Genomic DNA, 26150 nt, shown 5'->3' on the forward strand with positions numbered 1-26150 from the left:
GGCGACCCTTCCCGACTCGGGAGGCTGATGTGAAGGTATCTAACCAACTACGCGAGATAATGGAAAGAGTTCTACATAGATCACCGCCGCTGTGTCGACCACCGCGAGCGGCCCGAACTCCCCGATTCCGGTCATAGCGCAGGTCCGACTGGCTTAGGGTTGGCGCGTCGGCCGGGGCCGGCCCGGGCTCCTCTGCGGGCCCGCCACCATCCGGCCGTGACGTCCGAGGAGAGGTCCGGATGAGCGACCAGTTGACCGGCGCCGAACAGGTCGGGGAACTCGAGGTGGTGCACACCTTCACCGGCGCCATGCCGACCGGCGTCACCGTCTCCCGACAGGGGCGGATCTTCGTCAACTTCCCGAAGTGGGGCGACGACGTCGAGGCGACCGTCGCCGAACTGCGCGACGGAACCTGCCGACCCTACCCGGACCAGGCCTGGAACAGTCCCTCCGGGGACGACGACGCCGGGGCGTTCGTCTCGGTGCAGAACGTGGTGGTCGACCCGGCCGACCGACTCTGGGTACTGGACACCGGCAGCCCGCTGCTCCAGCCGGTCCGGACCGGCGGCGCCAAGCTGGTCCGGATCGACCTCGACACCGACACCGTCGCGCAGACCATCGTCTTCCCGCCCGACGTCGCGCTCCCCACCTCGTACGTCAACGACGTCCGGTTCGACCTGCGCCTGGGACCGGCCGGCACCGCCTTCGTCACCGACTCGTCCATGAACGGGCCGAACGGGATCATCGTGGTCGACCTGGCCACCGGCGAGTGCTGGCGGCGACTGCACGACGACCCGTCCACCAAGGCCGAACCGTTGACCGCGTTCCGGCCGATCGTCGAGGGCCGGCCCCTCCTGCAACGGCCGCCCGACGGCCCGGCCAGCCCGGTCACCTTCGGCGCGGACGGGATCGCGCTCTCGGTCGACGGCAGCCGGCTCTTCTACTGCCCGCTGATCTCCCGGCGGCTCTACAGCGTCGCGGTACGCGCTCTGGTGGACCGGACCATGGACAACGAACAGGTGGCGGCTACCGTCCGGGAGGAGGGGGACAAGGGCAGCGGCTCGGACGGGTTGGAGAGCGACGACGCCGGCCGGCTCTACCTGACCGCCTACGAGCAGAACGCCATCCTGCGTCGCGACCCGGACGGGGGCTTCGAGACCCTCGTACACGATCCCCGGCTGCTCTGGCCGGACACCATGTACGTCGCCGCCGACGGCTACCTCTACGTCAACGCCAACCAGTTGCACCGGCAGCCGACCTACTGCGGCGGCGTGGACCGTCGCCGGAAGCCCTACGTGCTGTTCCGGGTCCGGATCGACGCCGGACCGGTCGCGCTGCTGCCCTGACCTGCGACGTCGGACCGACCCGCGGTTCCCGGGTACAAAGATCGACCGGCGTGCGCCTCCGCTGCCGCGGCGCCGTGTCGACCTGATCGGATCGCGGTAACGACCTATTCGGCCGAATCGATCGAACGTTCCGGTCGCATCCGAAGTGAATCCCGGTCGTTTGGTTCCTGGGAAAACCCAGAGCGCAAGTTCCACGGGACGTGGCACCTGCGGTGATCGGGAGAGGAACCGGACTTGGCACACAGGGAGGCGGTCTCGGCCGCCGTACTACGGGATCTGGCGGCCGAGATCTTCGAGGTCAGCCCGGACGAGATCACCGAGGGCGCCGCGTTCTACGAGGATCTCGGCATCGACTCGGTGCAGAAGGTGGAATTCGTGGTGCGCGTCGAGCGGCAGTTCGGCGTACGGCTGACCGACGAGGAGGCGGCCGGGCTGCAGGACTTCGGCGACGCGCTCGCCGTACTCCGGAATCGGGGCATCTCCGTTGGACCCTGACCGGACGAACGCCGAGGGACGCCCCGCCGTGGTGGTCTCCGGGGTCGGCGCGGTCTCCGCCGCCGGTCTGGGCAGCGAGGCGCTGTGGGGGGCGGTGACCGAGCGCCGGGTGTTGACCGGCCCGGTGACCCGGTTCGACCTCTCCGGCTACCCGGCGCGGTGCGCCGCCCAGGTGCCACCGGCCGCGCTGGCCGCGCTCGACGCCCTGGTGCCGGCGCACGGATCGTTGGCGGCCCGGTACCTCGCCGCCGCCGCGCTGGAGGGACTCCGGGACGCCGGTCTGCCCGCCCGGACCCGTCGGCACCGCCTCGGTGTCTTCGCCGGCACGGTGATGGCCACCCGGCCGATCCTCGACCAGGGCATCGGTCCGGGGCGGCTCGTCGTGCCGTCCGACGGCGGCTGGGCCCGTCCGGAGGATCTGCTGGCGCCGCTGCGCGAGGTGGTCACCGTCACCGGCCCCGCCGTGCTGCTCGCCCCCGGCTGCGCCGCCGGGAACAGCGCGATCGCCGCCGGCTGCCGGGCGATCGCCGCGGGTGAGGTGGACGTGGCGGTCTGCGCCGGTGTCTCCGAACTCTCCCTGGAGATCCTCGCGATGTTCACCTCGCTGCGCGCGCTCGAGACCGGCACGGTCCGTCCGTTCGACCGGAACCGGCGGGGCACCATCCCCGGGGAGGGGGCCGCCGTGCTGGTCCTGGAACCGGCCGCCCGGGTCGCCGCCCGGGGCCACCGCCCGGCCGCCCAGGTGCTGGCCTGCGCCGCCGCGGCCGACGCACACAACCCCACCCAGCCGCATCCGGAGGGAAACGGTCTGGTGACGACGCTGCGCGGCTGCCTCGACCGGGCCCGGCTGACCGCCGACCAGGTGGACTGGGTCTGCGCGCACGGCACCGGCACGCCGGCCAGCGACGGGATCGAGGCGCGGGCGGTGGCCCGGGCCCTGCCCGGCCCCCGACGCCCGGTGGTCTCCTCGCTGAAGGGCCAGTTCGGCCACGCGGAGGGCGCGGCCGCCGCCCTGGAGGCGGTGATCGCGGTACGCGCCCTGGCCGAGAACCTCGTGCCGGGCAACGTGACCCTGGTCGAGCCCGACCCGGACTGTGCCGGCATCGACCTCGTGGAGCCGGCCGGCCGACGTACCCCGGTGCGGGTGGTACTCAGCCAGGCGTTCGGATTCGGCGGCGGCGTCTCGACCATCCTGTTGGGAAGGGCGAACGGTGCGACGACCCGCTGACGACCAGCACGCCGGAGGCGACTGGCTGGCCGTCACCGGCCTGGGACTCCGCCTCGCCGGCGTGACCGGACCCGACGACCTCGCCCGCCGGTTCGACGCGACCGTCCTGACACCACCTCCCGTCCTCCGGCGCTACGACGCCCCGCACACCGACCTCGTGCCGGTCGACCGGCGGGCGGCCGCGCCGGTCGAACCCGGGCTGCCCGCGAGCGTCCCGACCCGGGGACTCCGGGCACTGCCGCACGAGTCCCGGCTCGCGCTCGCGGTGGCGGTCACGGCCGAGGAACAGGCGGCCGGAGCGCCGCCACCCCGGACCGGCCCGGAGACCACCGCACCTCGGCCGGTCCCGACCGCACCCGAACCGGCCGTGGCCGCACCCGACCCGGCCGGATCTGCCACCGGCCCGACGGCGGTCGTCTGGGCCAGCTCGACCTCGGGGCTCGCCGAGTACGGCACCGTCTGCGTCGAGGCGGCCACCCTGGACCCGGGACTGTGCAACCCGACCCTCGGCCCGGCGTCGTCCTTCAACGGTCCGGCCGCGACCGTCTCCATCCGACTCGGCCTCGACGGTCCGAACGAGACGGTCACCGGTGGTCCGGCCGCCGGACTGTCCGCCCTGGTCGAAGCGGCACGCCTGGTCGCCGAAGGTGACGCGGTACGGGCCCTGGTCGGCGGCTCGGCGACGGTGAGCCGGTGGAGCCTGGCCGCCCACGCCGAGCCCCTGGTCGCGGCCGAGGGCGCCGGCTGCCTCGCCCTGCGGCCCTGGCGCGGCGCCGACCCGGGCGTCCGGCTCGGCCGGTTCCACCGGGTGGGCCTGGACGCCGGCGACCTCGTCACCCACACACGCGACCTGGTCCGTGGTGTTGTCGTCCCGGACGGGCCCGCGCCCGGACCGCTGGTCGTCTCGACACGGGACATCGACCTGGTCGAGGCCCTTGCCAAGGATCATCCCCAACCGGTCTGGCACCTGGAGCGGGTGCTGGGCGACTTCGGTGCGGCCGGCGGTCTGTTCGCCGTGACCTGCGCCGTTGCCCACTGTCTCAACTCACCCTCGCCGACGACTCTGCTCGTACTGGCGGTCGAGCCGTGCGGAAACGCGGCCATCATGGAGGTTTCATCGTGGGGAGCGTCAACCTTGTCGAACGGCTGCTAGGCCGGCAACTCGCGCTCGGACGCGGCGAGCGGCCCGCGTACGTCGACCCGGGCGGTGAGCTGAGCTACGCACAGCTGTACCGCGCGGTCCGGTGGTACGCGGCACGGCTGGCCACGGCCGGAGTGCAACCCGGTACGCGGGGACTCGTGCTCGCCGACGACTCCGTCGCGACAGTGGTGTCGATCCTGGCCCTGTGGTGGCGGGGGGCGGTCGCGGTGCCGGTCAGCCCGATGCTGACCGAGGCGGAGGTCGGGTTCATCGCCCGGGACTGCCGGGCCGGCTTCCTGCACGCCGACGAGCGCGGTGCCGAACTGGCGATCCGGGCCGGACTGGCCGGCCTGCCCCGGGGCGGCCCGGACTGGACGGAGCCGGGCTCCGATCCGGCACCGCCACCGGTCAGCCAGCCGCCGGCCGAGGTGCTGCTGATCCAGTACACCTCGGGCAGCACCGGCACACCGAAGGGCGTACTGCACGCCGCTGCCGGGGTGGACGGTGTGCTGGACGGCTTCGGCCGGCTGCTCGACCTGCGGCCCGAGGACACCGTGCTCTCCACCGCGAAGCTCTCCTTCGGCTACGGGTTCGGCAACTCCCTGCTCTTCCCGCTCGCCGCCGGCGCCCGGGTCGTCCTCCATCAGGGACCACCGGACGTGTTCCGGCTGGCCGCGACGATCGCCCGACACCAGCCGACGGTGCTCTGCGCGGTGCCACGGATCTACGCCGCGCTGCTGGACCGGGCCCACCGGCCCGCGACCACCGACGCCGGGCAGGTGTCGGTGGTCGCCGGCTCCGGCGCCGCCCCGACGATCGACCCTGACGGCGCCGCGGCACTCGACCTCGGCTCGGTACGGCTCGCCGTCTCGGCCGGGGAGCACCTGCCGGCGTCGCTCTGCGTCGACTTCGGCCGGACCTTCGGAGTCCCGCTGCTCAACGGACTGGGCGCGACCGAGGTGCTGCACATCGTGGCGTCGACCCGGGGCAGCCGACCCGGCTCGACCGGTCGGGCCGTCCCGGGAATGACCCTGACGGTACGCGACGACGCCGGTCGGGTCCTGCCGCCGGGATCGGAGGGACGGCTGCACGTCGCCGGTCCGTCGGTCGCGGCCGGCTACCTCGACCGGCCCGAGGCGAGCGCCGCGACCTTCGCCGACGGTGGTGCCTACACCGGCGACATCGTCAGTCAGGAGCCGGACGGTGAAATCCGGTACGTCTGCCGGCGCGACGACCTGATCAACGTCGGCGGCTACAAGATCTCCCCGCTCGAGGTCGAGGCGGCGGTCCGGGACCTGCCCGGACTGGCCCAGTGCGCGGTGGTCGGCGCCCGGGACGACACGGGACTGGAACAGGCGGTCGCCTACCTCGTGCCGGCCCCGGAGACCGACCGGGACGACCTGCGCCGGGCGGCTCGGGCGGCGTTCCGGACCAACCTTCCACCGTTCAAGCGGCCCTCCGTCGTCGAGGTGGTCGACCGGCTGCCGGTAACCTCCACCGGAAAGCTGGCCCGGTTCAAGCTCCGGGTCCTGCCGGGCTCCGCCGCCGACCGCCCTTCCGGCACCGTCGTGCCCGCCGCCCGTCACACCGATGCCACGGCGCCCGCCGCCCATCCCACGGTGCCCGCCGCCCGGACCGGCGGAGCCGGCAACCGGGAGGCGGTCGCCGGGCGGCGGAGTGCCGGGGCCGAGCCGGCCGTGGTCCGGATGCGGGTGCTGCGGGACGGACCGGGCAGGACCCTGGTCTGCATCCCGTACGCCGGCGGCTCCTCCGGGGCCTTCACCCGGCTGGCCCGCCACCTGCCCGGATCGTGGCGGGTGGTGGCCGGCGAGGCGGTGTACGGCGAGGGCGCCACCATCGCCGACGCGGCCGACGCCTGGTGGCGGGCGGGTGCGCCGTACCTCTCCGACCGGTCCGTGCTCTTCGGCCACAGCCTCGGCGCGGTGCTCGCCGCGGCGGTGGCCGACGCCGCCGGGGACGGACTCGGCCGCACCGAGATCGTGCTCTCCGCGCCGCCGGTACTGGCCGCCGGAGCGGACCGGCCGGCGTTGCTCTCCGACGACGACACCACCCTGCTGGCCGGGCTGCGCGGGGCCGGGCTGCTGCCGGCCACCTCGTTGACCCCGGACGAGATCGGGCGGTTGCTGCTGCCCCGGTTCCGACGGGACATCGCGCTGGCCCCGGACGGCTTCCAGGGCGTACGGGGCCGCCCGGTGCACGTGCTGCTCGGCACCGACGACCGGCTCTGCACCCGGGAGTCCATCGCCGCGCTGCTTCCCGATGACCGGCTGGCCAGCCTCCACCTGGTCACCGGCGACCACTACTTCGTCGCCACCAATCCGGCGCAGACCGCCGAGGTGCTCGCCGGGATGTTCCGCGACTGAGCGGGCGGCGGTGTGCCGGCCCGGCCGCGACCCCGGTCGGACGGGACGACGACCGACGATCGGTCCCGGCCGTCGTCCCGTCCGGATCACCGGTGCGGCTGTCCGGCGGTGCTCAGTCGACCTCTCCCTTGACCCGGGCCACCAGCTGGGTCGGGTTCACGAACCGCAGCGCGATCACCAGCAGCACCAGCATCATCGAGGTGTACATCACCGCCATCGCGTCGATCGACTGTTGGGCCCGGATCCCGGCCGCCGACATCGAGTGGTACAGCGCCACCACCAGGGTCTGCGAGTCCGGGCCGGCGGTGAGGAAGGTCAGCTCGAACATCCCGACCGTGCGGACCAGGACCAGGATCGAGGCGGCGAGGATCCCCGGGGTCAGCAGCGGGGCGAGGATCCGGAGGAAGATCTGCCCGGTACCCGCCCCGCACATCCGGGCCGCCCGTTCCACCGCCGGATCGATCTGCTCGATGAACGGTGTCATGGTGAGAATGACAAACGGCACCGAGGGCACCAGGTTCGCCAGCACCACCCCGGACAGGTGCCCGGCGAAGCCGTACTTGTAGAGCAGGGTCGCCAGCGGAATGCCGTAGGTGATCGGCGGCATCAGGATCGGCAGCAGGAACAGCAGGTAGAGCAGCCGCCGGCCGGGAAACGACCGGCGGGCCAGCACGTACGCCGCCGGCACCCCGATCAGCACCGAGATGCCGACGACCAGCAGCGACACCTCCAGGGTCACCACCAGGACCTGGAACAGGCCGAACTCCTGCCAGGCCTGGCCGTACCAGCGGGTGGTGTAGTCCTGCGGCAGCCAGGTGTCGAACCATCGGCTGCCGAAGGAGCTGACCAGGACCGAGCCGATCACACCGGCGAGGTTGACGAAGAAGAACGCCACCACGCCCCAGATCAGCCAGCCGGCCGGACTCGCCACCAGGCGTCGGCGGCGCCGCGTGGGCGCCGGTACGGTAACCATCAGCCCTTTCCTCCCGCCGTCGAACCGGTGTAGAGCAGCGACCGCCAACCGAGCACCGCCGCGATGACCGCCAACTCGATCAGGCCCATCAGCACCGCGATGGTCGCGGCCATCGAGTAGTCGTACCGGATGTACGCGGCCTCGTAGGCGGCGATCGAGATGACCCGGGTCGTCCCGGCCGGGTCCCCGACCAGCACCGCCGACGGGAAGACGCTGAACGCCAGCACGAAGGTCAGGCAGAACGTGGTGGCCAACCCGGGTGCCAGCAGCGGCAGGGTGATCCGGCGGAACCGCTGCCACCAGCCGGCGCCGAGAGTGGCGGCGGCCCGTTCCAGTGACGGGTCGATCCCCGACAGGTACGACAGCACCAGCAGGAAGGCGAACGGGAATCCGGTGATGACGAGGGAGAAGAAGACCCCCCAGTAGTTGTTGGTCAGCCGTACCGGATCGTCGGTCAGGCCGACGGCCAGCAGGGTCCGGTTGAACCACCCGGTGGGGCCGAGGAAGTTGAGCAGCCCCTGTGCGGTCAGCACCGTACCCAGCGTGATCGGTACGACCAGCACCGTGGTGAGCAGCCGCTTCCCCCGGAACCGGCCCCGCATCCGGTACGCGATCGGCACCGACGCGGCGACGTTGAGCAGAGCCGCCGGCAGCGACAGCCGCAGCGTCGTCCAGATGGTGTCCCGCTGGTACGGATCGGAGAAGAACTCCTGGTAGGAGGCGAACGGGCCACCCTCGGTCGGCTGGAACGACAACCCGACGCCGTACCCGAAGGGGTAGATGAACAGCGCCAGAATGAAGACGGCGGCCGGGACGAGCAGCAGGAGTTGCCGGTCGATGCCACGCTCGGCGAGCCGGTGCCGCAGGGCGACCCGGGACCCGCGCCGACGGCTCCGCTGGCGGTCGTCCGTCGGACCGCCGGTCCGCCCCGGCGTCATCGTCGCGCTCACCGGGTGTCCCCGGCGGTGGTGCCGCCCGCAGGCTCGTCGGCCCTGGTCCCGCCTGCCGGCTCGTCGACTTCCACTGCCGCCAGGTCGGGGCTGACCTCCGGGGGAGTGGGTTCGACCGGGACCGGCGCGTGGGACTCCCCGACCGACACCCCACCAGCCTCGTCAACCGGAAAGACCAGCAGCCGGGCGGGGACGACGGTGATGCCGATCCGGTCGCCGACCGCCGGCCGCTGCTCGGTACGCAGGTTGAACTGCACCCCGTCGGCGGTCCGTGCCTCGACCGCCACCTCGCGGCCCTGGTACTCGACCACCTCCACGGTGGCCGGCACACCCGTCTCCGGGTCGGTGATCCGCAGGTCCTCCGGGCGCACCCCGGCGATGACCTCGGCCCCGGCGGCGACCGTCCCCACCGCGGTACCGACCAGCCGCAGGCCCTGGCCGGTCACCACCACGTGGTCGCCGGTACGTTCCTCGGCCCGCAACCGGAACAGGTTGCGGTAACCCATGAAGTCGGCGACGTGCCAGTTCGCCGGCCGGGTGTGCAACTCCTCCGGCGTACCGATCTGCTGCACCCGGCCCGACCGGAGCACCACCAGCCGGTCCGCCAGGGAGAGCGCCTCCTCCTGGTCGTGGGTGACGTAGACCGTGGTCAGCCCCAACGACTGGTGCAGCCGCCGGATCTCCGTCCGCATTTCCAACCGCAGCTTCGCGTCCAGATTGGACAACGGCTCGTCCATCAGTACCAACGACGGTTCCAGCACCACCGCCCGGGCGATGGCGACCCGCTGTTGCTGGCCGCCCGAGAGTTGGCCGGGGAGCTTGTTCGCGTGCTCCTCCAGCCGGACCAGCCGGATCGCCTCCTCGGTGCGGCGCCGGACCTCGGCCCTCGGCAGCCGGCGCATCTGAAGACCGAACGCCACGTTGCGACGTACCGACATGTGGGGGAAGAGGGCGTAGTTCTGGAAGACCATGCCGAAGCCGCGTCGCTCCGCCGGTACGGTGTCCAGCCTGGTGCCGTCCGACCAGATGCTGCCCCTGGTCAGGGGGAGCAGCCCGGCGAGGCAGTTCAGCGCCGTCGACTTACCGCAGCCGGACGGCCCGAGCAGGGCGATGAACTCCCCGCGCCGGACCGTCAGGTTCAGGTCGACCAGCGCCTCGTGGCCGGCGAAACTGCGGGTGACGTCCTCCAGCCGCAGCTCCGTGAACGTCACTGGGCCCCGCCCCTGGTTCGCGACTGCGGGGCTCGCACACCCCGCTCACTCCTCGCGCTCACTTTGCCACCTTCGCGCCGCCGATCTCGCGGTCCCACCGGGAGAACGCCTCGACCAGTGCCTTGGCGTCCAGGGGGACCTCCAGCGGGTTGTCGGCGATCAGCCGCTCGTACTCGGGGCGGCCGTACCGCTCGATCGCCTTGCGGCTCTCCTCCGGCGCCATCGACAGCGGCACGTCCCTGATCGCCGGCCCGGGGTAGAAGTAGCCCTGGTCGTACGCCTTCGCCTGCTGCTCCGGGGTGAGCATCCAGTTCAGCAGGGCGAGGACAGCGGCCTGCTTGTCCGTCGAGACGCCCTTCGGCACCACCGCGTAGTGCGCGTCGGTGACCCAGTGGAAGCCGGCCAGGGTGCCGACCTTCGCCTCCTCGGGCACGGTGCCGAGCACCCGTGGGTTGATGTCCCAGCCGGTCGTGCTGACAATGATCTTCGCGGAGCCGTTGGCCAGGTTCTTCATCGTCTCGCCGGTGCCGGACGGGTACAGCTCGACGTACTTGTTCAGCTCGGCCAGGTACGCCCAGGTCTTGGCCCAACCGTTCACCGGGTCCTTCGGGTTCGAGTCACCCAGCAGGTACGGCAGACCCATCAGGAACGTGCGTCCCGGTCCCGAGTTGGACGGGCGGGCGTACTGCACCGCGCCGGGGTTCGCCCTGGCGTACTCGAGCAGTTCCTCGGCGGTCTTCGGCGGGTTCGGCACCTTCGACGGCAGGTACTCGATCAGCGGTCCCGACGGGTAGTAGGTCACCGTCACCCCGAAGTCGCCGGCCAGCTTCTGCATGTTCGCCGCGCCGGGCAGGTAGTTCGCCATTCCCGGCAGCCGGCTGGCGTGGGTCGGCAGCAGCGGCGTCCAGAGTGCCTGGTCGATGCCGGCGGCGAGACCGTCCACCCCGGTCAGCACCAGGTCGATCTCCACCCGGTTGGCGTCCTGTTGCGCCTTCACCTTGCCGACCAGTTCCGGAGCGGGCGACTTCGAGTACGTCACCCGGGAGACCACGTCCGGGTTCTTCGCCGCGAACTCGTCGATCATGCCCTGGGTGAGCTGCAGGTTCCCGGCCACGTCGAGGATGTTCAACACCACCGGCGAGCCGGGCTTGTCGGGCACCGGACCACCGGTCGACGCCGGACCGTTGCCCTCGGGCGCGCCACATCCGGCGACCAGCCCCAGGGTGGTGATCAGGGCCGTGGCGGCGACCAGCCGCCGCAGACTTCGACTCATGCCGATCTTTCCTCTCTAAGCGGTGGCGGTCCGCCCCCACCCTCTCGGGTCGGGACGGACCGCGCCGTTGGTCTTCCTGTGATGTATCGGGATGGACCGCTCAGGTGTTTCAGCCGCCGATCCGCAGGCTCTCCGGTGGGCCCAGGTAGCTGGGTCGGAGTCCACCGGTGTCGACCACCAGTTGCTGCAGCACCACGGTCGGGTCGACCATCCAGAACTTCAGGGTGTGCCGCCCCGGCCCGTCGATCACGTGCGTGGTGCTGGTGACGTTGACGTTGTCGGAGGTGTTCCGCTCCCACTGCCGGTTCATCGAGGTGTCGTTCGCGCCGGTCGCCGTGGTTACGTTGACCACCTGCGGTACGCCGTCGTCGATCGACACCGCGTACCTGAGCCCCTCGGTGGGCAGTACGTTGTTGCGCGGTGACAGGTACGCCAGCACCTTCACCGGGCCGGTGGTGGTGAGGGTCAGCTCGTACTCCAGCCGGGGACCGTTCCCGCCCGGGGTCCGGCTGGGCGCGGTCACCGGGAACGGGGTCAGCCCGTCACCGGTCCGCCCGAGGTCGGGGATCCGCTGCCAGTGCACGCCGCCGCTGTTCACCGCCCGGCTGTGCTGGGCCGCCGGGATCGAGACGTAGCCGTTCGCCTCCACGTGTCCCTTCGGACGCAGGCCCGCCGGGTTGTCCACGTTGGCCCGCACCTCGACCGTCGCCCCGTCCGGGCCGGTGACGGTGACCGGCACCGTGGTCGTGCCCTTCGGTGTGTGTCGCCAGTCGACCCGTACCTCGATCCGGACCTGGTCGTCGACGCGGCCCCCGGTACTGCTGAGCTTCAGCCACGGCGCGCCGGACCGGACCGTGTAGTCGAACGGCACCGATCCCCGGTTGAACACCTCCAGGTACTGCCCCGGCTGGCTCTGGTACGGGCTGAACGTCGGCAGCACCGCCGGGCCCGGCTCGGCCGGCCACCACTTCTCCGACCCGTCGATCGCCACGCCCAGCTCGGCGGTGGCCGGCACCTCGATCCGTCGCAGGTGTGGGTAGAACGCGTCCGGCAGGGCCTGGTTGTTCAGCTCCGGCTGCTGCCAGGGCGCGTTCGGGCCGTAGCGGGCGACGTCGCCGTACCCGATCTTGGGTTGGGTCTGGAAGCCCTGCCACTTCCCGCCGGCCAGGGTGTTGTTGTAGTAGTCGGACATCGCCTGGTCCTCGGCGAAGCGCTGCTCGGCGAGGTCCGCGACGGCGTTGGTGGCGGCCCGGCCCTGCGCCGCGTAGAGCAGGTTGGTGAACTGCGCCTCGCGCAGCGCGTACAGGTTCGCGGTCGCCTTCACCTGGTAGTACACCAACTGGTAGTAGGCGTCGTCGTAACCGTCCGGCAGCTTCGCCCGGACCCGCTCGGCCCGCTCGGCGAGCCGCTGCCACTCCTGTACGACCCGGCGCGTCTCCTGGTAGTCGGTCAGGCTGTACGGGCTGGCGTCGGTGTAGACCACCGCCGAGGCGTCGGTCGCCGGGTCCTTGGCCGGGTCGAGGCTGATCCGCCGGTTCGTCAGCTCCGGCTTGCGACGGGCCTGGAGCTGGCCGTACTCGTGCAGGATCGCACCGATCTCGGCGGCGTGGCGACCGGGGAAGTTCTGCGCGGCGTACGCCTCCTGCCACTCGTCGAGCCTCTCGATAGGCAGGCTGTCCGGGTCCCAGGCGTAGTCGAGGAAGAGCTGCAACGGCAGTTCCTCGTTCTTCAGGTCGCCGACGTTGACCACCCAGAGCCGGTCCACCCCGTACGAGTACGTCAGGTGCAGCTGCTCCCAGGTACTGGCCAGGTTGATCGTGTCGACCCACTTGTAGTTGCGACCGCCGCCGACGTAGTCGAAGTGGTAGTACATGCCGTAGCCGCCGGGCCGGGCCGGCAGGCTCTGGTCCGGCAGCTTGCGCATGTTGCCCCAGTTGTCGTCGCAGAACACGACGGTGACGTCGTCCGGCGGGCGCATGCCCCGGTCCCAGTAGCGCTGGACCTCCTTGTAGAGGGTGAAGACCTGCGGGATGTCGGGCAGTTCGCGGTCGCTCTCCTCGGCCAGGATCTGGCGCTGGGCGGCGATGATGCTCTCCATCAGGTCGATGCCGTCGCCGTCGGGCAGGCTCACGTCACCGTTGCCGCGCATACCGAGGGTGACCACCCCCTCGAAGTCCTCGGTCTCCATCCGCCGGATGCCGTCGCGCCAGTACCCCTTCAGCGCCTCGGCGTTGCGGCGGAAGCTCCACTCGCCGGTGCCGCCGTACGGGTCGGTGCCGTTGTTGTCGTGCCGGTTCCACTCCTCGATGCCCCGCATCATCGGTGCCTCGTGCGAGGTGCCCATCACCACGCCGTACTCCTTGGCGGTGGCGTGGTTGGCCGGGTCGTCCTCGGCGAAGGCGCGACCCCAGACGGCGGGCCAGAGGTAGTTGGCCTTCAGCCGGAGCATCGTTTCGAAGACCCTGGCGTAGAAGTGCCGGTTGAAGCCGCCCGGGTAGCCGGGGGCCAGGCCGGGGCCGAAGAAGTTCGGGGCCCAGGTGCCGAGCGCCGGGTTCTCGTCGTTGATGAAGAAGCCGCGGTACTTCACCGCCGGGGTGCCCTGGCTGTGCCGGCCGGGCAGCACGTGCAGCGCGTCGGCCCGCCGGGCCGGTACGTCGTCCCACCAGTACCAGGGCGAGACGCCGATCTGCCGGGAGACCTCGTACGTCCCGAAGATGGTGCCGCGTTGGTCGCTGCCGGCGATGACGAACGCGCGACGGACGCCGGGTAGCGGGTTCCGCACGATCTGCTGCAGCGAGGTCTCCCACCGGCCGGCGATGCCGGAGACGTCCAGCCTGCGTTCGGCGATCATCCGGTCGATCAGCGGGCTGTGCCCGATGGTGCCGACGATGACCACCTCGCCGTGTCGGGGTACGTCGTCGAGCGAGAGTGCGGGTCGGACGTCGGTGACCCGTTCGATGTCGGCCTGCAGGTCGCCGGCCACCCGGACCACGCCGGGATGGTCACTCGCGCTCACCACGAGCGTCGCGGCCCGGCCGTGCGCGACCAGCGGCAGGCTGCCCGGCTCCGGGCCGGTGCTGACGAGGCTGTCCGGGTCGCGGCCGCCGGCCGGTTCGTGCCGGTCGACGAGCGACGCCTGTGCCGGAGACGCGGCGAGGGCGGGGGCGGCGGTCGCGGCGAGCGCCAGCGACAGCAGCACGCGGCACAGTGTCGGGCCGACGGTGGATTGGAGGGCGACCGGCGGCGGGCCGGCGGGTGCGGACGTTTTCACGATGCGCTCCGGGCCAGAAAAGTGTGGGGGCGGTACGGTGTGCGAAACTTTTCGGAAGTGTTCCGGAAAGAATCTAAACACTCCGTCTTGTGAGGTCAAGGCCGTCATCGATGCCTTGTCCGTCGGGCCCGTCACCACCTGCGACAACCGTCTTCCGTCCACAACGGAATACGTCGCCCGGTCGCCGTCGACCCCGAGTGGAACGATTTCGGGATTGGCATGGAAATTTTCAGAACGGCGGTCGGAAGTCGCCGACCGAGAAGAACCGGAGTCGTCCGCGAGCGACATCCGGAGCCCACCGGCCGAGGCCGACGTGGCCGGCCGGTTTCCCGGCAGGGGTCACCGGACAGGACCGCGCGCCGGTCACCGCCGCTCCCGGGGCACCACCAGACCGGACTCGTAGGCGGTCACCACCGCCTGGGTACGGTCGCGCAGCCCGAGCTTGCCGAGCACCCGGCTGACGTGGGTCTTCACCGTCTCCTCGCTGATCACCAGACGTGCGGCGACCTCCGGGTTGGACAGCCCCTCGGCGAGCAGCCGGAGCACCGCGGTCTCCCGGGGCGTCAAGGTGTCCAGCGCGGTGGTCCGCTGCGGCGGCCGGGGGCGCAACCGGGCGAACTCCCCGATGAGCCGGCGGGTCACCGCCGGTGCGAGCAGGGCGTCCCCGGCCGCCACCACCCGTACCGCGTCGAAGAGGCGCTCGGCGGTCACCTCCTTGAGCAGGAAACCACTGGCTCCGGCGCAGAGCGCGTCGTAGACGTGCTCGTCCAGGTCGAACGTGGTCAGCATGATGACCCGGGGACCGCCCACACCCGCGGACCCGCCCGGGCCACCCGTGATCAGCCGGGTCGCCTCGATGCCGTCCATCACCGGCATGCGTACGTCCATCAGCACCACGTCGGGACGGTGGTCCCGGCAGAGCCGGACCGCCTCGGCCCCGTCCGGGGCACTGCCCACGACGGTGAAGTCCGGCTGGGTGTCGAGCAGCGCGCCGAAACCGGCCCGGACCACCTCCTGGTCGTCGGCGACCACGACGCGTACCCGGGTGTGTCCCGCCCGGTCCGGGGCGTCCGGTGGGGCCGCCACCCCCGGGCCGCTCACGTCGACACCGCCGGCAACGGCAGCGTGGCCCGGACCAGGAAACCGCTGACCGGAGCCGGCCCGGCGGTCAACTCGCCGCCGACCATCAACACCCGTTCCCGCATGCCGACCAGCCCGTGTCCGGTCCGACCCCCGGCCACCGGCCCCGGGCCGTTGTCCCGGACGGTGAGCCGGAGCGCCTCCTCGGCGTAGTGCAGGGCGACGTCGACGGCCGCACCCGGCGCGTGTCGACGTACGTTCGTCAGCGCCTCCTGCACGATCCGGTACGCGGTCAACTCGATTCCGGGGTCCAGTGGCCGTACCCGGCCCCGGACGATCAGCCGGGCGGTCACCCCCGACGAGTCCCGAGTCTCGTCGAGCAGTTCGTTCAGCTGCTGCAAGCCCGGCTGGGGGCGACGGGTCGGGACACCCTCGGCGTCGGACCGGAGCACCCCGAGCAGCCGGCGCATCTCGGTCAGCGCCGCCCGTGCGGTCTCCGCGATGGCGACCAGCCGACGGGCACCCTCCACCGGCATCCCGGGCGTGGTGAGCCGGGCGGTCTCGGCCTGCACCGCGATCATCGAGATGTGGTGGGCGACCACGTCGTGCAACTCCCGGGCGATCCGGGCCCGCTCGCCGCGCGCCACGTGCTCCAGCATGGTGTCCGCGATCATCCGGCGGTCGGCGGCCCGTTCGGCGGCCCGGCGGCGCAGTCGCCGGGCGACACCGGTGCCGAGGGCCACCGTCACCAGGGCGAGCAGCAGCACCGCCCCGAGCCGCTCACCGGCCGCCCCGGTCTCGTCGGCCCGCCACAGCGGACCCGCGACCGCGTATCCGACGAAGGGCAGCAACAGCGGGCCGGCGATCCACCGGGTGTGCCGGGCGCCGACCAGGTACAGGACCACGACCTGGGCGACCAGGCCGGCGACGGTCAGCCGCCCGGACATCGCCAGGGCCAGGGCGTTCGCCACCGCAAGGGTTGCCGCCGCGACCACCAGATGGGTCCGGACCACCGCCAACGGGACCGTCGCGGCGAGCGCCAGCAGCAGCGCGAAGGGGACGGTCGAGTCGGACCGGTGCGCCCCCAGGGTCACCTCGACCATGGCGAGCAGGCCGAGCAGCAGGGCGGCCGACGCCGGCCACTCCGGCGCGGCGGCCACCCGTCGACCCGCCGCGAGCAGTCGTCGACCCGCCGCGGCGGCCGTTGCGATCGTCACGTCAGGCTGGCTCACGTACGTCATTGTCGCCGCCTCCGGTCGGCCCGGCGTCATCCCCGGTCCGGGTCCGGCCATCCCTCCCACGAGGGATGGTTCGCACCCCGGTCACCCGTGTCGGGGTGCGACAAGACTGCTCGTCGGCGTGACGACCGGAGACCGGGCGGCTCCGTAGCCTCGCCGCATGGAAGCAACCATCGAGGCCCGGGGGCTGCGCAAGCGCTACGGGTCGACAACCGCCGTGCACGATCTGTCGTTCACGGTTCGGGCCGGACAGGTCACCGGGTTCGTCGGACCCAACGGTGCCGGCAAGTCCACCACCATGCGGATGATCCTCGGACTGGACAGTCCGGACGCCGGCACCGCACTGGTCGGTGGACGCCCCTACCGTGCACTGGGTACACCGCTGCGCCAGGTCGGGGCACTGCTCGACGCCGCCGCGGTGCACCCCGGCCGACGGGCCCGCGACCATCTCCTCTGGATGGCCCACTCGAACGGCCTGCCGGTGCGGCGGGTCGACGAGGTGATCGAGCAGGTCGGCCTCGGCTCGGCGGCGCGGCGCCGGGCCGGCGGCTTCTCGCTCGGCATGCGGCAGCGGCTGGGCATCGCCGGCGCGTTGCTCGGTGACCCGCCGATCCTGCTCTTCGACGAACCGGTCAACGGGCTCGACCCGGAGGGCATCCGGTGGATCCGGGGTCTGCTGCGGTCGCTGGCCGCGCAGGGCAGGGCGGTACTCGTCTCCAGCCACCTGATGGGCGAGCTGGAGGGGACCGCCGACCACCTGCTGGTGATCGGTCGGGGACGGCTGATCGCCGACACCAGCGTCGCGGAACTGCTCGCCGTCGCCTCCGGCGACCGGGTGGCGCTGCGTACCGGACGCCGGGCGGAGGCGATGACGCTGCTCGCCAACGCGGGGGCCACGGTCGCGGCGATCGACGCCGAACGGGTCACCGTCTCCGGGCTGCCGGCCGAACAGGTGGTCGCGGTCCTGACCGAGCGCGGAGTGGCCTTCTCCGAGGTGGTCGCGCACCGCGCGTCGCTGGAGGAGGCGTACATGGAACTGACCCGGGACGCGGGCGAGTTCGCCGCCAGCGCCGGACGGGAGGCGTGAGATGACCACTCTGACAGCCGCCGCGACCGGCTTCGGTCGACTTCTCCGGGCCGAGTGGAGCAAGCTGTGGTCGGTGCGCCGCTGGGGGCTGGTCATGCTGGCCGCCGTCGGGGTGACCGTGCTGGTCTCACTGCTCGGCGCGTCGAGCAGCAGCTTCCAGACGAAGGGGGCGGACCTGCCGCCGGTCGGTCCGCAGGGCGCGCAGGTCGAGGACGCCTTCCGGTTCGTCCACCAGCCGATGACCGGGGACGGCGAGGTGGTCGCCCGGGTTCTGGACCAGTCCGCCGCGCAGGGACCCGGTCGGCCGTGGGCCAAGGCCGGGATCATGGTCAAGGACGGCACCCGCCCCGGCTCCGGGTACGCCGCGATGCTGCGTACCCCCGGCCACGGCGTCCGGTGGCAGACCAACTTCGTCGTCGACCGGCCCGGCAGCGACGCGGCGACCTCGCCCTGGTTACGGCTGACCCGGACCGGCGACACCGTCACCGGGTACGAGTCGACCGACGGAGTCACCTGGCGTCAGGTGGGCACGGCCGTGCTGACCGGCCTGCCGGACACCGCCGAGGTCGGCCTCTTCGTCGCCTCCCCGCGCGTCGACCGGATCGAGCGCCAGTTCAGCAGCAGCTCGATCACGTCGCTCCCCACCTGGAGCACCGCCCGGTTCGACAACATCCGGGTACGGCCGGCCGGCGCGCCCCCGTCGGCCGGATGGGCCGACGAACTGGTCGGTACGACCGCACCGGGCGACCCCGGCGGCACCGGCGGCCCGGTCCCGCCACCCACCCCCGACCGTCCCGACGGTCCTCCGGTCCCCGAAGCGGCCCTGCTCAGCGGTTTGCCCGACCCGGCCACCGGGATCAGCACGGTGACCGGATCCGGTGACGTCGCACCCCGGGCCATGGACGAGGACCTGACCCGGATGAGCCTGAGCGGTGCGTTGATCGGACTGCTGCCGCTGATCGGGTTGGCGGTGCTCTTCATCGCCGCCGAGTACCGCCGGGGAATGATCCGGACCACCTTCGCGGCGAGTCCCGGCCGGGGGCGCGTCGTGCTGGCCAAGTCCGTGGTGATCGGGGCCGCGACGTTCGGTGTCGGGCTGGTCGCCTGTGTCGTCGCGTTCCTGGCCAGCCGACCGTTCCAACGGGAGAACGGCTACGTGCCGCCGCTGTTCCCCAGCCCCTCGCTGACCGACTGGCCGGTGTCACGGGCGATCCTCGGCACCGCGGCGGTGCTGGCCCTGGTCGCGGTGCTCAGCCTGGGACTCGGCACGATCCTGCGCCGGGCCGCCGCGGCGATCACCGTGGTCATCGCGGTGATGGTGCTGCCCCAGATGCTCGCCGGTGCGTTGCCGCTGACCGCCGCCCGCTGGCTGATGCGGCTGACTCCGGCCGCCGGCTTCTCGGTCCAGCAGACCAACCCCCGGTACGACCACGTCGACGTCGTCTGCCTACCCGAGGCCGGCTGCTCGCCCGACGGCCCGTGGCTCGGCGTGGCGGTGCTCTGCGGGTACGTCCTCCTCGTGGTCGCCGTCGCCTGCTGGCTGGTACGGCGGCGGGACGCATGACCGGGCGGAGCGCGCGGGCGGGTACCACCGCCCGGGCGGAGTGGACCAAACTCCGTACCGTGCCGAGCACCGGATGGCTGCTGTTGGCGGTCACCGTGGTCACCGTGGCGGCCGGTGCGCTCGCCATGGCGGGGGTCGACACGAGCCGGTGTCCGGCACCGACCGAGTGTTTCGAGGACACCACCCGGGTCAGCCTCTGGGGGATCCGGATGGCCCAGATCGCGGTCGTGGTGCTGGCCGTGTTGGCGGTGACCAACGAGTACGGCACCGGGTTGATCCAGATCACCCTGGCCGCCCGCCCGCGCCGGGAGGTGGTGCTGGCCGCGAAGGCGGCCGTGCTGACCGTGGTCGTGCTGGTCGCCGCCGTGCCCGGGGTGCTCGGCTCGCTGCTCGTCGGCCGGATCGTCCTGCCCGGTCACGGTTTCACCCCGGCGAACGGGTACCCGCCGCTGTCCCTGGCCGACGAGCCGACGCTGCGGGCCGCCACCGGCAGTGTGTTGTACCTGGGACTGGTCGCCCTGCTCGCGCTCGGCATCGGCACCGCCGTACGGGACACCGCCGCCGCGATGGTCATGGTGTTCGCCCTGCTGTACAGCTTTCCGGTGATCACCCAGCTGGTGACCGACCCGAGGTGGCAGGAGCGGCTCGGCAAGGTGGCTCCGATGACGTCCGGGCTCGCCGTCCAGGCCACCACCGCGCTGGAACGGCAACCGATCGGGCCGTGGGCCGGGCTCGGCGTACTGGCGATCTGGGCCGCCGGCGCGCTGCTGGTCGGCGGGCTGCTGTTCCGGTTCCGGGACGCCTGAGCGGTGTCGGTACCGGGTCACGTCGTGGCCGGCAGGGCTGTCCCGGCCCCCGGTCACGTCGTGACCCGCCGGGGACGTGTCAGCGCTGGAGCGCGCGGGTGATCACGGTGATGTCCTCGTCGCCGAGACCCCGGTCCACCGCCCGCTGCCACTGCCCGGCCAGGCTCCCGGCCACCCCGAACCGGTCGACGTCCACCTCGCGCAGGGCCAGTTTGACGTCCTTGAGCCCGAGCGCCAGCGAGTACTGCGGCCCGTACTCGTCCCGGCCGATCCGGTCCAGCTTCTCGGCCGCCCACGGCGAGACCAGCGGACTGCCCTGCAGCGCGCCGAGCACCGCCGACCGGTCCAGGCCCAGCGCGGCACCGAGCGCGACCGCTTCGGCGATCCCCTCGGCGAGGAAGGCGAGCAACAGGTTGTTGACCAGCTTGATCCGGGATCCGGCGCCGACCGGCCCGGCCCAGACGGTCCGTTGGCCGAGCGCGTCGAAGACCGGTGCGACCCGGTCCCGGACCTGCTCCGGGCCGGAGGCGAGGATGACCAGTTGACGCTGTGCGGCGGGGCCCCGGCTGCCGGCCACCGGCGCGTCGAGCAGGACGACGTCGGGGCGCCGCTCGCCGACCAGCTGGGCGATCCGTTCGGTGCCTGCGACCCCGATCGTGCTCATCTGGGCCCAGACCGCGCCCTCCGCCATCGCGGCCAACATGCCCTGGTCAGCGGCGATGGCGTACACCGCGTCCGCGTCGGTCACCATGGTGATCACCACGTCGGCGCGCCGGACCGCGTCCGCCGGGCTGTTTGCGACCTCCGCGCCCTCCGCGCCGAGCTGCTGCGCCGGCCCGGGTCGGCGGTTCCAGACGACGGTGGGCAGGCCGGCCCGGATCAGGTTGGCGGCCATCGGTTGGCCCATGCCGCCGAGCCCGAGTACCGCCACCCGCAGTCCGTCCGTCATCGGTTGCCGCCCCCTGGTACGCAGTTGTCCTCTCCGGCAGCGTAGGACAAGGCCCGACGTCGCCGACGCCGAATCACACCCATGGCGGGCGGGTGCCCCGGGGCGGCGGCACGGGTCAGCGCTCGACCTGGTCGTGCCGCGGTACCGCGCGAGGCACGGCACTCCTAGCCTGCTCGGCCGGACAGCACCGAGATCGCGGCGACCAGGTAGAGGCAGCCGCCGACGCTGACCGCGACTCCGGCGACCGCCGGCAGCCAGGCGGTCGCGGTCACCGCCGCCGGCCAGCCCCGGAGGCCCCCGGAAAGCAGCGCGACGCCGCGGATCGTCAGCACGCCGACGCCGGTCAGGGTGCCGGCCATGCCGACACCGAAGGCGAGGACCAGCAGCAACGCGTCGGCGGCACGGCCGGTGAGCAGGCCGCTGACCAGGATCAGGAACGCGGACGGCGAGGGCAGCAGGCCGCCGGAGAGGGCGAGTACCACCAACCCGCGCCGCGACCAGGGATCGGTCAGCAGCGTCACGTCATGGTGCTCACCGTGGCCGTGCGGATGGTCGTGGCCGTGCCGGTGACCGTGGTGGTGGCCTCGGCCGCGTAGGTGCCGCCAGCTGAGGTGGGCGCCGACGCCGATCACGAGCAACCCGGCGACGACCTGCATCCAGGCGGTCACCGCCTTCGTGCCCAGACTCGCGGCACCGCTGAGCCCCACCCAGACGAGCGCCAGCACCAGGACGGAGAAGGTGTGCATCACCGCCACGATCACGCCGAGCCGGACGGCGTCGCGGTAGCGGCCCCGGGTGCCCAGCAGGTACGCCGCCGTGATGCTCTTGCCGTGGCCCGGGGCGACCGCGTGCGCGGCCCCGACGCCCAGCGCCGTCACCAGAGCCAGCCAGAACACCACACGACCGTCGAAGAGGACCACCAGCCGCTGGTCGAGTCCGCTCACGACCGGCTCCGGGCGCGGCGGAGCAGCCGTACCACAGCCAGGGTGGCCAGGGCGGTGACCAGGGCGACGCCACCGCCGACCAGGGCGCCGCGTCGGCCGTCGCTCAGCGCACCGGTCCCGTCCGAGGTGAACCGCAGTCGCTGGGTCGGTTCGGTCGAGGTGAACAGGGCACGGCCCGGGCTCGCGGGCGTCTGGCTGGTGAGCATCGTCCGGTACGCCTCGTTCAGATCGGTCAACGCGCCGAGTGTGACGTCGACGTCGACCACCTCGGCGGGGCAGTCGAAGTGGAGCCGGGCGCCCTGATCGAGCAGCCGGTCCAGGGCGGCGAGCCGGCCGGGACAGGCGGTGCCGTCCTGCCGGACGGTGATCCGGTCCAGCAGGTAGTCGTGGAGCCGGGTGGAGCGTTGCAGCTTCTGCTCGCCGGTCAGTTCGGTCGCCACCGGGCCCAGCGCCGGGTCCTCGAAGGCGCCGAGCGACTGGCCGAGTGCGACCCAGTCGTCCTCGGCGGCGAGCCAGGCGATCGCCACCCGGGAGCCGTCGACGCTGATCCGCGCCGTGGACGGCGGACCGAACGGATGGGCGGCGGCCGGGGCGGTCGGCCCGATCAGGGAGACCAGGACGGTGGCGCCCAGCACCGCGAGGGCGGCACCGGCGACGTGGACGGAGCGGCAGGTGGCACCAGCGCGACGAGCGGCACAGCGGGTGGCGCCGGTGCGGCGGGTGGTCGGGCGGGACCGGGGACGGGCAGTCACGGGGCAGGCTCTCCTGGAAGCGACGGACCGGGCTGGTGATCTGCTGGTTCTCGCTCTCCAGGTAGACCACGTGCCTGCTGTTCCGCTTCGCCGACGGCGGCAGCGCGAAGCTGTACTCCAACCGGCCCAGTTCATCGGCCTTCCGGTAGCCGATGAAAACACCGTCCTTCCTGGCGTCACCCTTGGTGTCGCGCAGGTAGACGGTCACCTGCTCGCCCGGGTCGTAGCCGTACGCGGAGACCTTGACCCGGCCCTTCGCCTCGACGATCGTCCGGTTGACGCCGACCTGCTCACCGGTGGTGTTCTCCGGGGTACGGAGCTCGTTGACGGTCCGCTCGCCGGCCGCGTTCTTCCGGATCGTGACGCCGTCGTGGAGCTGGCCGTTGGCGTACCGCGCCTCGTAGCGGATGCTGTCACCGGTGACGTCGATCAGCTGGTAGAGCTGCTTGTCCTGGGCCTTGCTCATGATGTCGGCACCGTTGCCGGTCCAGACCGAGCCGTCGACCTCGTACATCTTGCCGCCGGAGACCGAGACCGCGTACACCGTGCTGTCGTGCACGGTCAGCGACCGGCGGGACGAGCTGGCACTGCCCCGGCCGTACGTGTGGTCGTGCCCCTGCAGGACCAGGTCGACGCCGTACTTCTCGAACAGTGGGCCCCACTGCTCCCGGACGACCGGGTTGTTCCGACCCTCCGCCGTGGAGTAGACCGGGTGGTGGAAGGTCACCACGGTCCACCGGTTGGGGTTGTTCTTCAGCTGCTGTTCCAGCCACGCGGTCTGCGCGGCCATGATGTCCGGGATGCCCTGCACGTTCGTGTTCAGCCCGATGAACCGTACGCCCTGGTAGTCCACGGTGTACGCGGTCCGGTCCAACTCCGCCGGCCAGTCCGCCGGCCCGTTGTCCGGGTACGGGAACTGCGGCGCCCAGAACGAGGAGAGCGCACCGCCGCTGTACTCGTGGTTGCCCGGGATCGAGAGGTTGTTGATCTGGCCGTCGATGAAGCCGCCGGCCTGGTACCACTGCCCCCACTGCTCCTCGCTGTTCGCGGAGTCGATGAGGTCACCGGCGTTGACGATCAGCTTCGCCTCGGGCCGGTCGGCGAACGCCTGCCGGAACACCCGGGGCAGTGCGCTGTCCAGGTAGTTCTGCGCGTCGCCGTAGTAGATGAACGAGAACGGCTCGAGGTCCGCGGCGGCGGTGGTGAAGTCCGTCCACGGGCTCCAGTTGGTACCGTCCCCGACCCGGTAGGTGTACCGGGTCCCCGGCTTGAGGCCGGTGAACTCCACAGTGTGGTACGTCGAGGCGTACCCCAGCGAGGTGTTGACCGGGGTGGTGGCACTCGCCCTGACCACGGTGACCGCCCCGGCGGCCGGCGTCACCTCGCCGAGCGCGGCCGGCGCCTCCAGGATCTCGGCCTGCGCCCAGGCGGCGTCGGCCTCGGCCCGCCAGGTCACCCGCTGGGTGGTCGACGGTGTGGTGGTGGGGGTGAGAATGATCCGGTCGGGGACCGGTGACGGCCGGTGGATCTCCGCCGCCGGGTGCTTGCCCGGGGCGGCATCGCCGAACGCCACCGGGGTCAGCGCGAAGCCGCCGACGAGCAGGGCCGCGGCGCCGACCGCGGTCAGCCGCGCCCGCCGCGAGCCCACGATCCAGGGTCGCTTGACGTCACTCAACGAGAGTCACCTTCCAGGTGAATAGGGCACTCGCCACCGGCGGTCGGCCGGTGACCAACGCGCATTCACCCAGAGGCGATCAAAAGGCGGTCGACCGCAGTCTGACCGGAAGGTGAACTGCCGTCTCCGTCGCCGGGCCATCGGAGAGCTTCATGGTCCGGGCGATCCGTCGTCACCCGTGGCTCGCCCACGGTTCACCCACGCCCACCTACGATCTCCGCCGTCCCCGGTCGAGAGTCCGGAGCCGTCGAGAGTTCGGAGCCCGATGCCCCTGCCGTCCCGCCGTTGGGCGGTGGCCGCCACCGTCGGCGCCCTCGCCACGCTCTTCGCGATCGAACCGTCGGTGTCGGCGCCGCTGACCAAGACGGACACGTTTGTCACGGCGGAGACCAGTGGCATCCTCACCATCGAGGGCGGCGAGTGTTTCACCGACCCGGCCTACTCGGCGCGCGAGGCCGAGGTGATGGTGCGGTACGAGCCCTGCGAGGAAGGCGCCGACAACCAGTCGTACGCCTTCCTGCGAGCCGCCGACGGGCCGTGGGACCGGCCGGGGTTGGCGGCGTACGCCTGGCAGGGCTGCGGCGGCTTCTTCGACCGGCGCTGGCCTGACCGGGGCCGTGGCACCCTCGACTACTACCCGATCCTGCCCACCGCCCAGACCTGGGCCGACGGCGACCGTACGGTGATGTGCGTGGTCTACCGGCCGGGCGGGCGCCTCACCGACTCGGTGCTGCCGCTGCGCCGCTGAACCGCCCCGGGCGTCTCCGACCGGTCCGGCCCGCCGCTGTGGAGCGGTCGACGACCCTTCTCAGCACACCCGCCTGCCCAGGCTAGGCGCGCAGGCCGCCGTCGACCGGCAGGCAGACGCCGGTGACGAAGGAGGCACGGTCGCTCAGCAGCCACGCGGCGGCTTGGGCGATCTCGTCCGGTTCGGCGGCCCGGCGCAGCGGGGTCAGCGAGTTGAGTCGGTCGACCGCGGCCGGGTCCTCCTCGGCCCACCGGCGGATGACCCCGGTCATGGTGGTGCCGGGCGCGATCGCGTTCACCCGGATGCCCTCCGGACCGTACTCGGCCGCGGCGGTCTCGGTGAGGCTGTTGACGGCCCGCTTCGTCGCCGCGTACGGACCGAGTCCCGGAGCACCCCGGAAGCTGCCGACGCTGCTGTTGTTGACGATCGCCCCGGCTCCCGCGGTGGCCCGGATGGCCCGGATCTCCGCCGTCATGGACAGGAAGACACCCTTGTAGTTGACCGTGGTGACGAGGTCGAAGTTCTCCGTCGTCGCGTTCACCATCGGGGTGTGCGGGATGGAGATCCCCGCGTTGTTGAACGCGACGTCGAGCCGGTTGTGCAGCCGGATGACGGTGTCTATGGCGGCCTGCACACTGCCCGGGTCCGTCAGGTCGGTGAGTACGTAGTCCGCCGTCCCGCCGTCGGCCCGGATCATGTCGACCACGTCGGCGAGCTGGTGTTCGGTACGCGCGGCGAGCACGACCGAGGCACCTTCCCGGGCGAACAGTCGGGCCGCGGTCGCGCCGATGCCCCGACCCGCGCCGGTGACGAACGCGACCTTGCCGGCGAGCAGTCCGCCGGCGCCGCCGAACGGGGTTGTTCCTGTCATGACCCCACTCTCTCGTCGTGCGATGGTTCGCCGGTGCCCGTAGGACCGAGAGCTGCGGATGCTGTTGTCCGTCAGCCTAGGCAGCATCCGCCGGGCGACGACGGGGAAACCCGAAGCTGCGGCCGCCCCGCGCCCGGTCCCGCCGATCTCGCGACGATCGGCGG

The 26150-nt window shown here is 72.2% G+C and carries 19 protein-coding genes; 9 read left to right on the forward strand and 10 right to left on the reverse strand.

Annotated elements, in window-relative coordinates:
- Positions 1-239 precede the first annotated feature (239 nt).
- The 5 genes from V1633_RS28750 to V1633_RS28770 all read left to right on the forward strand — a co-directional run bounded on the left by V1633_RS28750 (position 240) and on the right by V1633_RS28770 (position 6594).
- Complete coding sequence (locus V1633_RS28750; RefSeq protein ID WP_331217415.1) at positions 240-1346, forward strand: L-dopachrome tautomerase-related protein; 1107 nt, start codon at positions 240-242, stop codon at positions 1344-1346.
- Between the two features lie 234 nt (positions 1347-1580).
- Positions 1581-1841, forward strand: a complete 261-nt coding sequence (locus V1633_RS28755) for an acyl carrier protein (RefSeq protein WP_331217416.1) — start codon at positions 1581-1583, stop codon at positions 1839-1841.
- Positions 1831-3069: a beta-ketoacyl synthase N-terminal-like domain-containing protein gene (locus tag V1633_RS28760; RefSeq protein WP_331217417.1), complete on the forward strand. Its 1239-nt coding sequence runs from the start codon at positions 1831-1833 to the stop codon at positions 3067-3069. Before V1633_RS28755 ends, V1633_RS28760 begins: the two co-directional genes overlap by 11 nt.
- On the forward strand, positions 3053-4222 hold the full coding sequence (locus tag V1633_RS28765) for a beta-ketoacyl synthase N-terminal-like domain-containing protein (protein WP_331217418.1): 1170 nt from the start codon (positions 3053-3055) through the stop codon (positions 4220-4222). Before V1633_RS28760 ends, V1633_RS28765 begins: the two co-directional genes overlap by 17 nt.
- The gene (locus V1633_RS28770; protein WP_331217419.1) at positions 4189-6594 is read left to right on the forward strand and encodes an AMP-binding protein; all 2406 of its coding nucleotides are present in this window, start codon (positions 4189-4191) and stop codon (positions 6592-6594) included. The genes V1633_RS28765 and V1633_RS28770 overlap by 34 nt, the downstream gene beginning before the upstream one ends.
- A gap of 112 nt (positions 6595-6706) precedes the next feature.
- On the opposite strand, the gene V1633_RS28775 is transcribed toward V1633_RS28770, so the two are convergent.
- The 7 genes from V1633_RS28775 to V1633_RS28805 all read right to left on the reverse strand — a co-directional run bounded on the left by V1633_RS28775 (position 6707) and on the right by V1633_RS28805 (position 16584).
- Positions 6707-7567 carry an ABC transporter permease gene (locus tag V1633_RS28775; protein WP_331217420.1) on the reverse strand — a complete coding sequence of 287 codons (861 nt, stop codon included), beginning with the start codon at positions 7565-7567 and terminating at the stop codon, positions 6707-6709.
- Positions 7567-8517 carry an ABC transporter permease gene (locus V1633_RS28780; protein ID WP_331217421.1) on the reverse strand — a complete coding sequence of 317 codons (951 nt, stop codon included), beginning with the start codon at positions 8515-8517 and terminating at the stop codon, positions 7567-7569. Before V1633_RS28780 ends, V1633_RS28775 begins: the two co-directional genes overlap by 1 nt.
- Complete coding sequence (locus V1633_RS28785; RefSeq protein ID WP_331217422.1) at positions 8514-9728, reverse strand: ABC transporter ATP-binding protein; 1215 nt, start codon at positions 9726-9728, stop codon at positions 8514-8516. Before V1633_RS28785 ends, V1633_RS28780 begins: the two co-directional genes overlap by 4 nt.
- A 58-nt stretch (positions 9729-9786) precedes the next feature.
- Positions 9787-11001, reverse strand: a complete 1215-nt coding sequence (locus V1633_RS28790) for an ABC transporter substrate-binding protein (RefSeq protein ID WP_331217423.1) — start codon at positions 10999-11001, stop codon at positions 9787-9789.
- Positions 11002-11110: 109 nt separating this feature from the next.
- Positions 11111-14200, reverse strand: a complete 3090-nt coding sequence (locus tag V1633_RS28795) for a glycosyl hydrolase 115 family protein (protein WP_331217424.1) — start codon at positions 14198-14200, stop codon at positions 11111-11113.
- 435 nt (positions 14201-14635) lie between these two features.
- Positions 14636-15373, reverse strand: coding sequence for a response regulator transcription factor (locus tag V1633_RS28800; RefSeq protein WP_331217425.1), 738 nt, complete (start codon positions 15371-15373; stop codon positions 14636-14638).
- Positions 15370-16584, reverse strand: coding sequence for a sensor histidine kinase (locus V1633_RS28805; protein ID WP_331217426.1), 1215 nt, complete (start codon positions 16582-16584; stop codon positions 15370-15372). Before V1633_RS28805 ends, V1633_RS28800 begins: the two co-directional genes overlap by 4 nt.
- Before the next feature lie 166 nt (positions 16585-16750).
- Here V1633_RS28805 and V1633_RS28810 point away from each other — a divergent pair, with 166 nt between their 5' ends.
- From V1633_RS28810 to V1633_RS28820, 3 genes are read left to right on the forward strand one after another with little or no spacing between them, the layout of a single operon-like run.
- A complete protein-coding gene (locus V1633_RS28810; RefSeq protein ID WP_331217427.1) occupies positions 16751-17677 on the forward strand; it encodes an ABC transporter ATP-binding protein in 927 nt (308 codons plus the stop codon).
- 1 nt (position 17678) lies between these two features.
- Entirely contained in the window at positions 17679-19241 is a 1563-nt protein-coding gene (locus tag V1633_RS28815; protein WP_331217428.1) for a DUF1349 domain-containing protein, read from the forward strand.
- Positions 19238-20047, forward strand: a complete 810-nt coding sequence (locus V1633_RS28820; RefSeq protein ID WP_331217429.1) for an ABC transporter permease — start codon at positions 19238-19240, stop codon at positions 20045-20047. The genes V1633_RS28815 and V1633_RS28820 overlap by 4 nt, the downstream gene beginning before the upstream one ends.
- A 79-nt stretch (positions 20048-20126) precedes the next feature.
- Here V1633_RS28820 and V1633_RS28825 read toward each other — a convergent pair whose 3' ends face one another.
- Positions 20127-21158 (reverse strand): NAD(P)-dependent oxidoreductase, encoded by a 1032-nt coding sequence (locus V1633_RS28825; protein ID WP_331217430.1) that lies wholly within the window; start codon positions 21156-21158, stop codon positions 20127-20129.
- Positions 21159-21160: 2 nt separating this feature from the next.
- Complete coding sequence (locus V1633_RS28830; protein WP_331217431.1) at positions 21161-24367, reverse strand: HoxN/HupN/NixA family nickel/cobalt transporter; 3207 nt, start codon at positions 24365-24367, stop codon at positions 21161-21163.
- Between the two features lie 265 nt (positions 24368-24632).
- On the opposite strand from V1633_RS28830, the gene V1633_RS28835 reads away from it, so the two are divergent.
- Entirely contained in the window at positions 24633-25115 is a 483-nt protein-coding gene (locus V1633_RS28835; protein ID WP_331217432.1) for a hypothetical protein, read from the forward strand.
- A gap of 82 nt (positions 25116-25197) precedes the next feature.
- Here the strand turns inward: V1633_RS28835 and V1633_RS28840 are convergent, their stop codons facing one another.
- Positions 25198-25986 carry an SDR family NAD(P)-dependent oxidoreductase gene (locus V1633_RS28840; protein WP_331217433.1) on the reverse strand — a complete coding sequence of 263 codons (789 nt, stop codon included), beginning with the start codon at positions 25984-25986 and terminating at the stop codon, positions 25198-25200.
- Positions 25987-26150: the final 164 nt, after the last annotated feature.

This window comes from Plantactinospora sonchi (genome assembly GCF_036422035.1).
GTDB classification, from domain to species: domain Bacteria; phylum Actinomycetota; class Actinomycetes; order Mycobacteriales; family Micromonosporaceae; genus Plantactinospora; species Plantactinospora sonchi.

What these genes read in the sequence shown, in the direction of transcription:
- V1633_RS28810 (WP_331217427.1), top strand. Translation starts at nt 16,751, where the DNA reads ATGGAAGCAACCATCGAGGCCCGGGGGCTGCGCAAGCGCTACGGGTCG.
- V1633_RS28790 (WP_331217423.1), bottom strand. Translation starts at nt 11,001, where the DNA reads ATGAGTCGAAGTCTGCGGCGGCTGGTCGCCGCCACGGCCCTGATCACC.
- V1633_RS28815 (WP_331217428.1), top strand. Translation starts at nt 17,679, where the DNA reads ATGACCACTCTGACAGCCGCCGCGACCGGCTTCGGTCGACTTCTCCGG.
- V1633_RS28750 (WP_331217415.1), top strand. Translation starts at nt 240, where the DNA reads ATGAGCGACCAGTTGACCGGCGCCGAACAGGTCGGGGAACTCGAGGTG.
- V1633_RS28775 (WP_331217420.1), bottom strand. Translation starts at nt 7,567, where the DNA reads ATGGTTACCGTACCGGCGCCCACGCGGCGCCGCCGACGCCTGGTGGCG.
- V1633_RS28820 (WP_331217429.1), top strand. Translation starts at nt 19,238, where the DNA reads ATGACCGGGCGGAGCGCGCGGGCGGGTACCACCGCCCGGGCGGAGTGG.
- V1633_RS28840 (WP_331217433.1), bottom strand. Translation starts at nt 25,986, where the DNA reads ATGACAGGAACAACCCCGTTCGGCGGCGCCGGCGGACTGCTCGCCGGC.
- V1633_RS28835 (WP_331217432.1), top strand. Translation starts at nt 24,633, where the DNA reads ATGCCCCTGCCGTCCCGCCGTTGGGCGGTGGCCGCCACCGTCGGCGCC.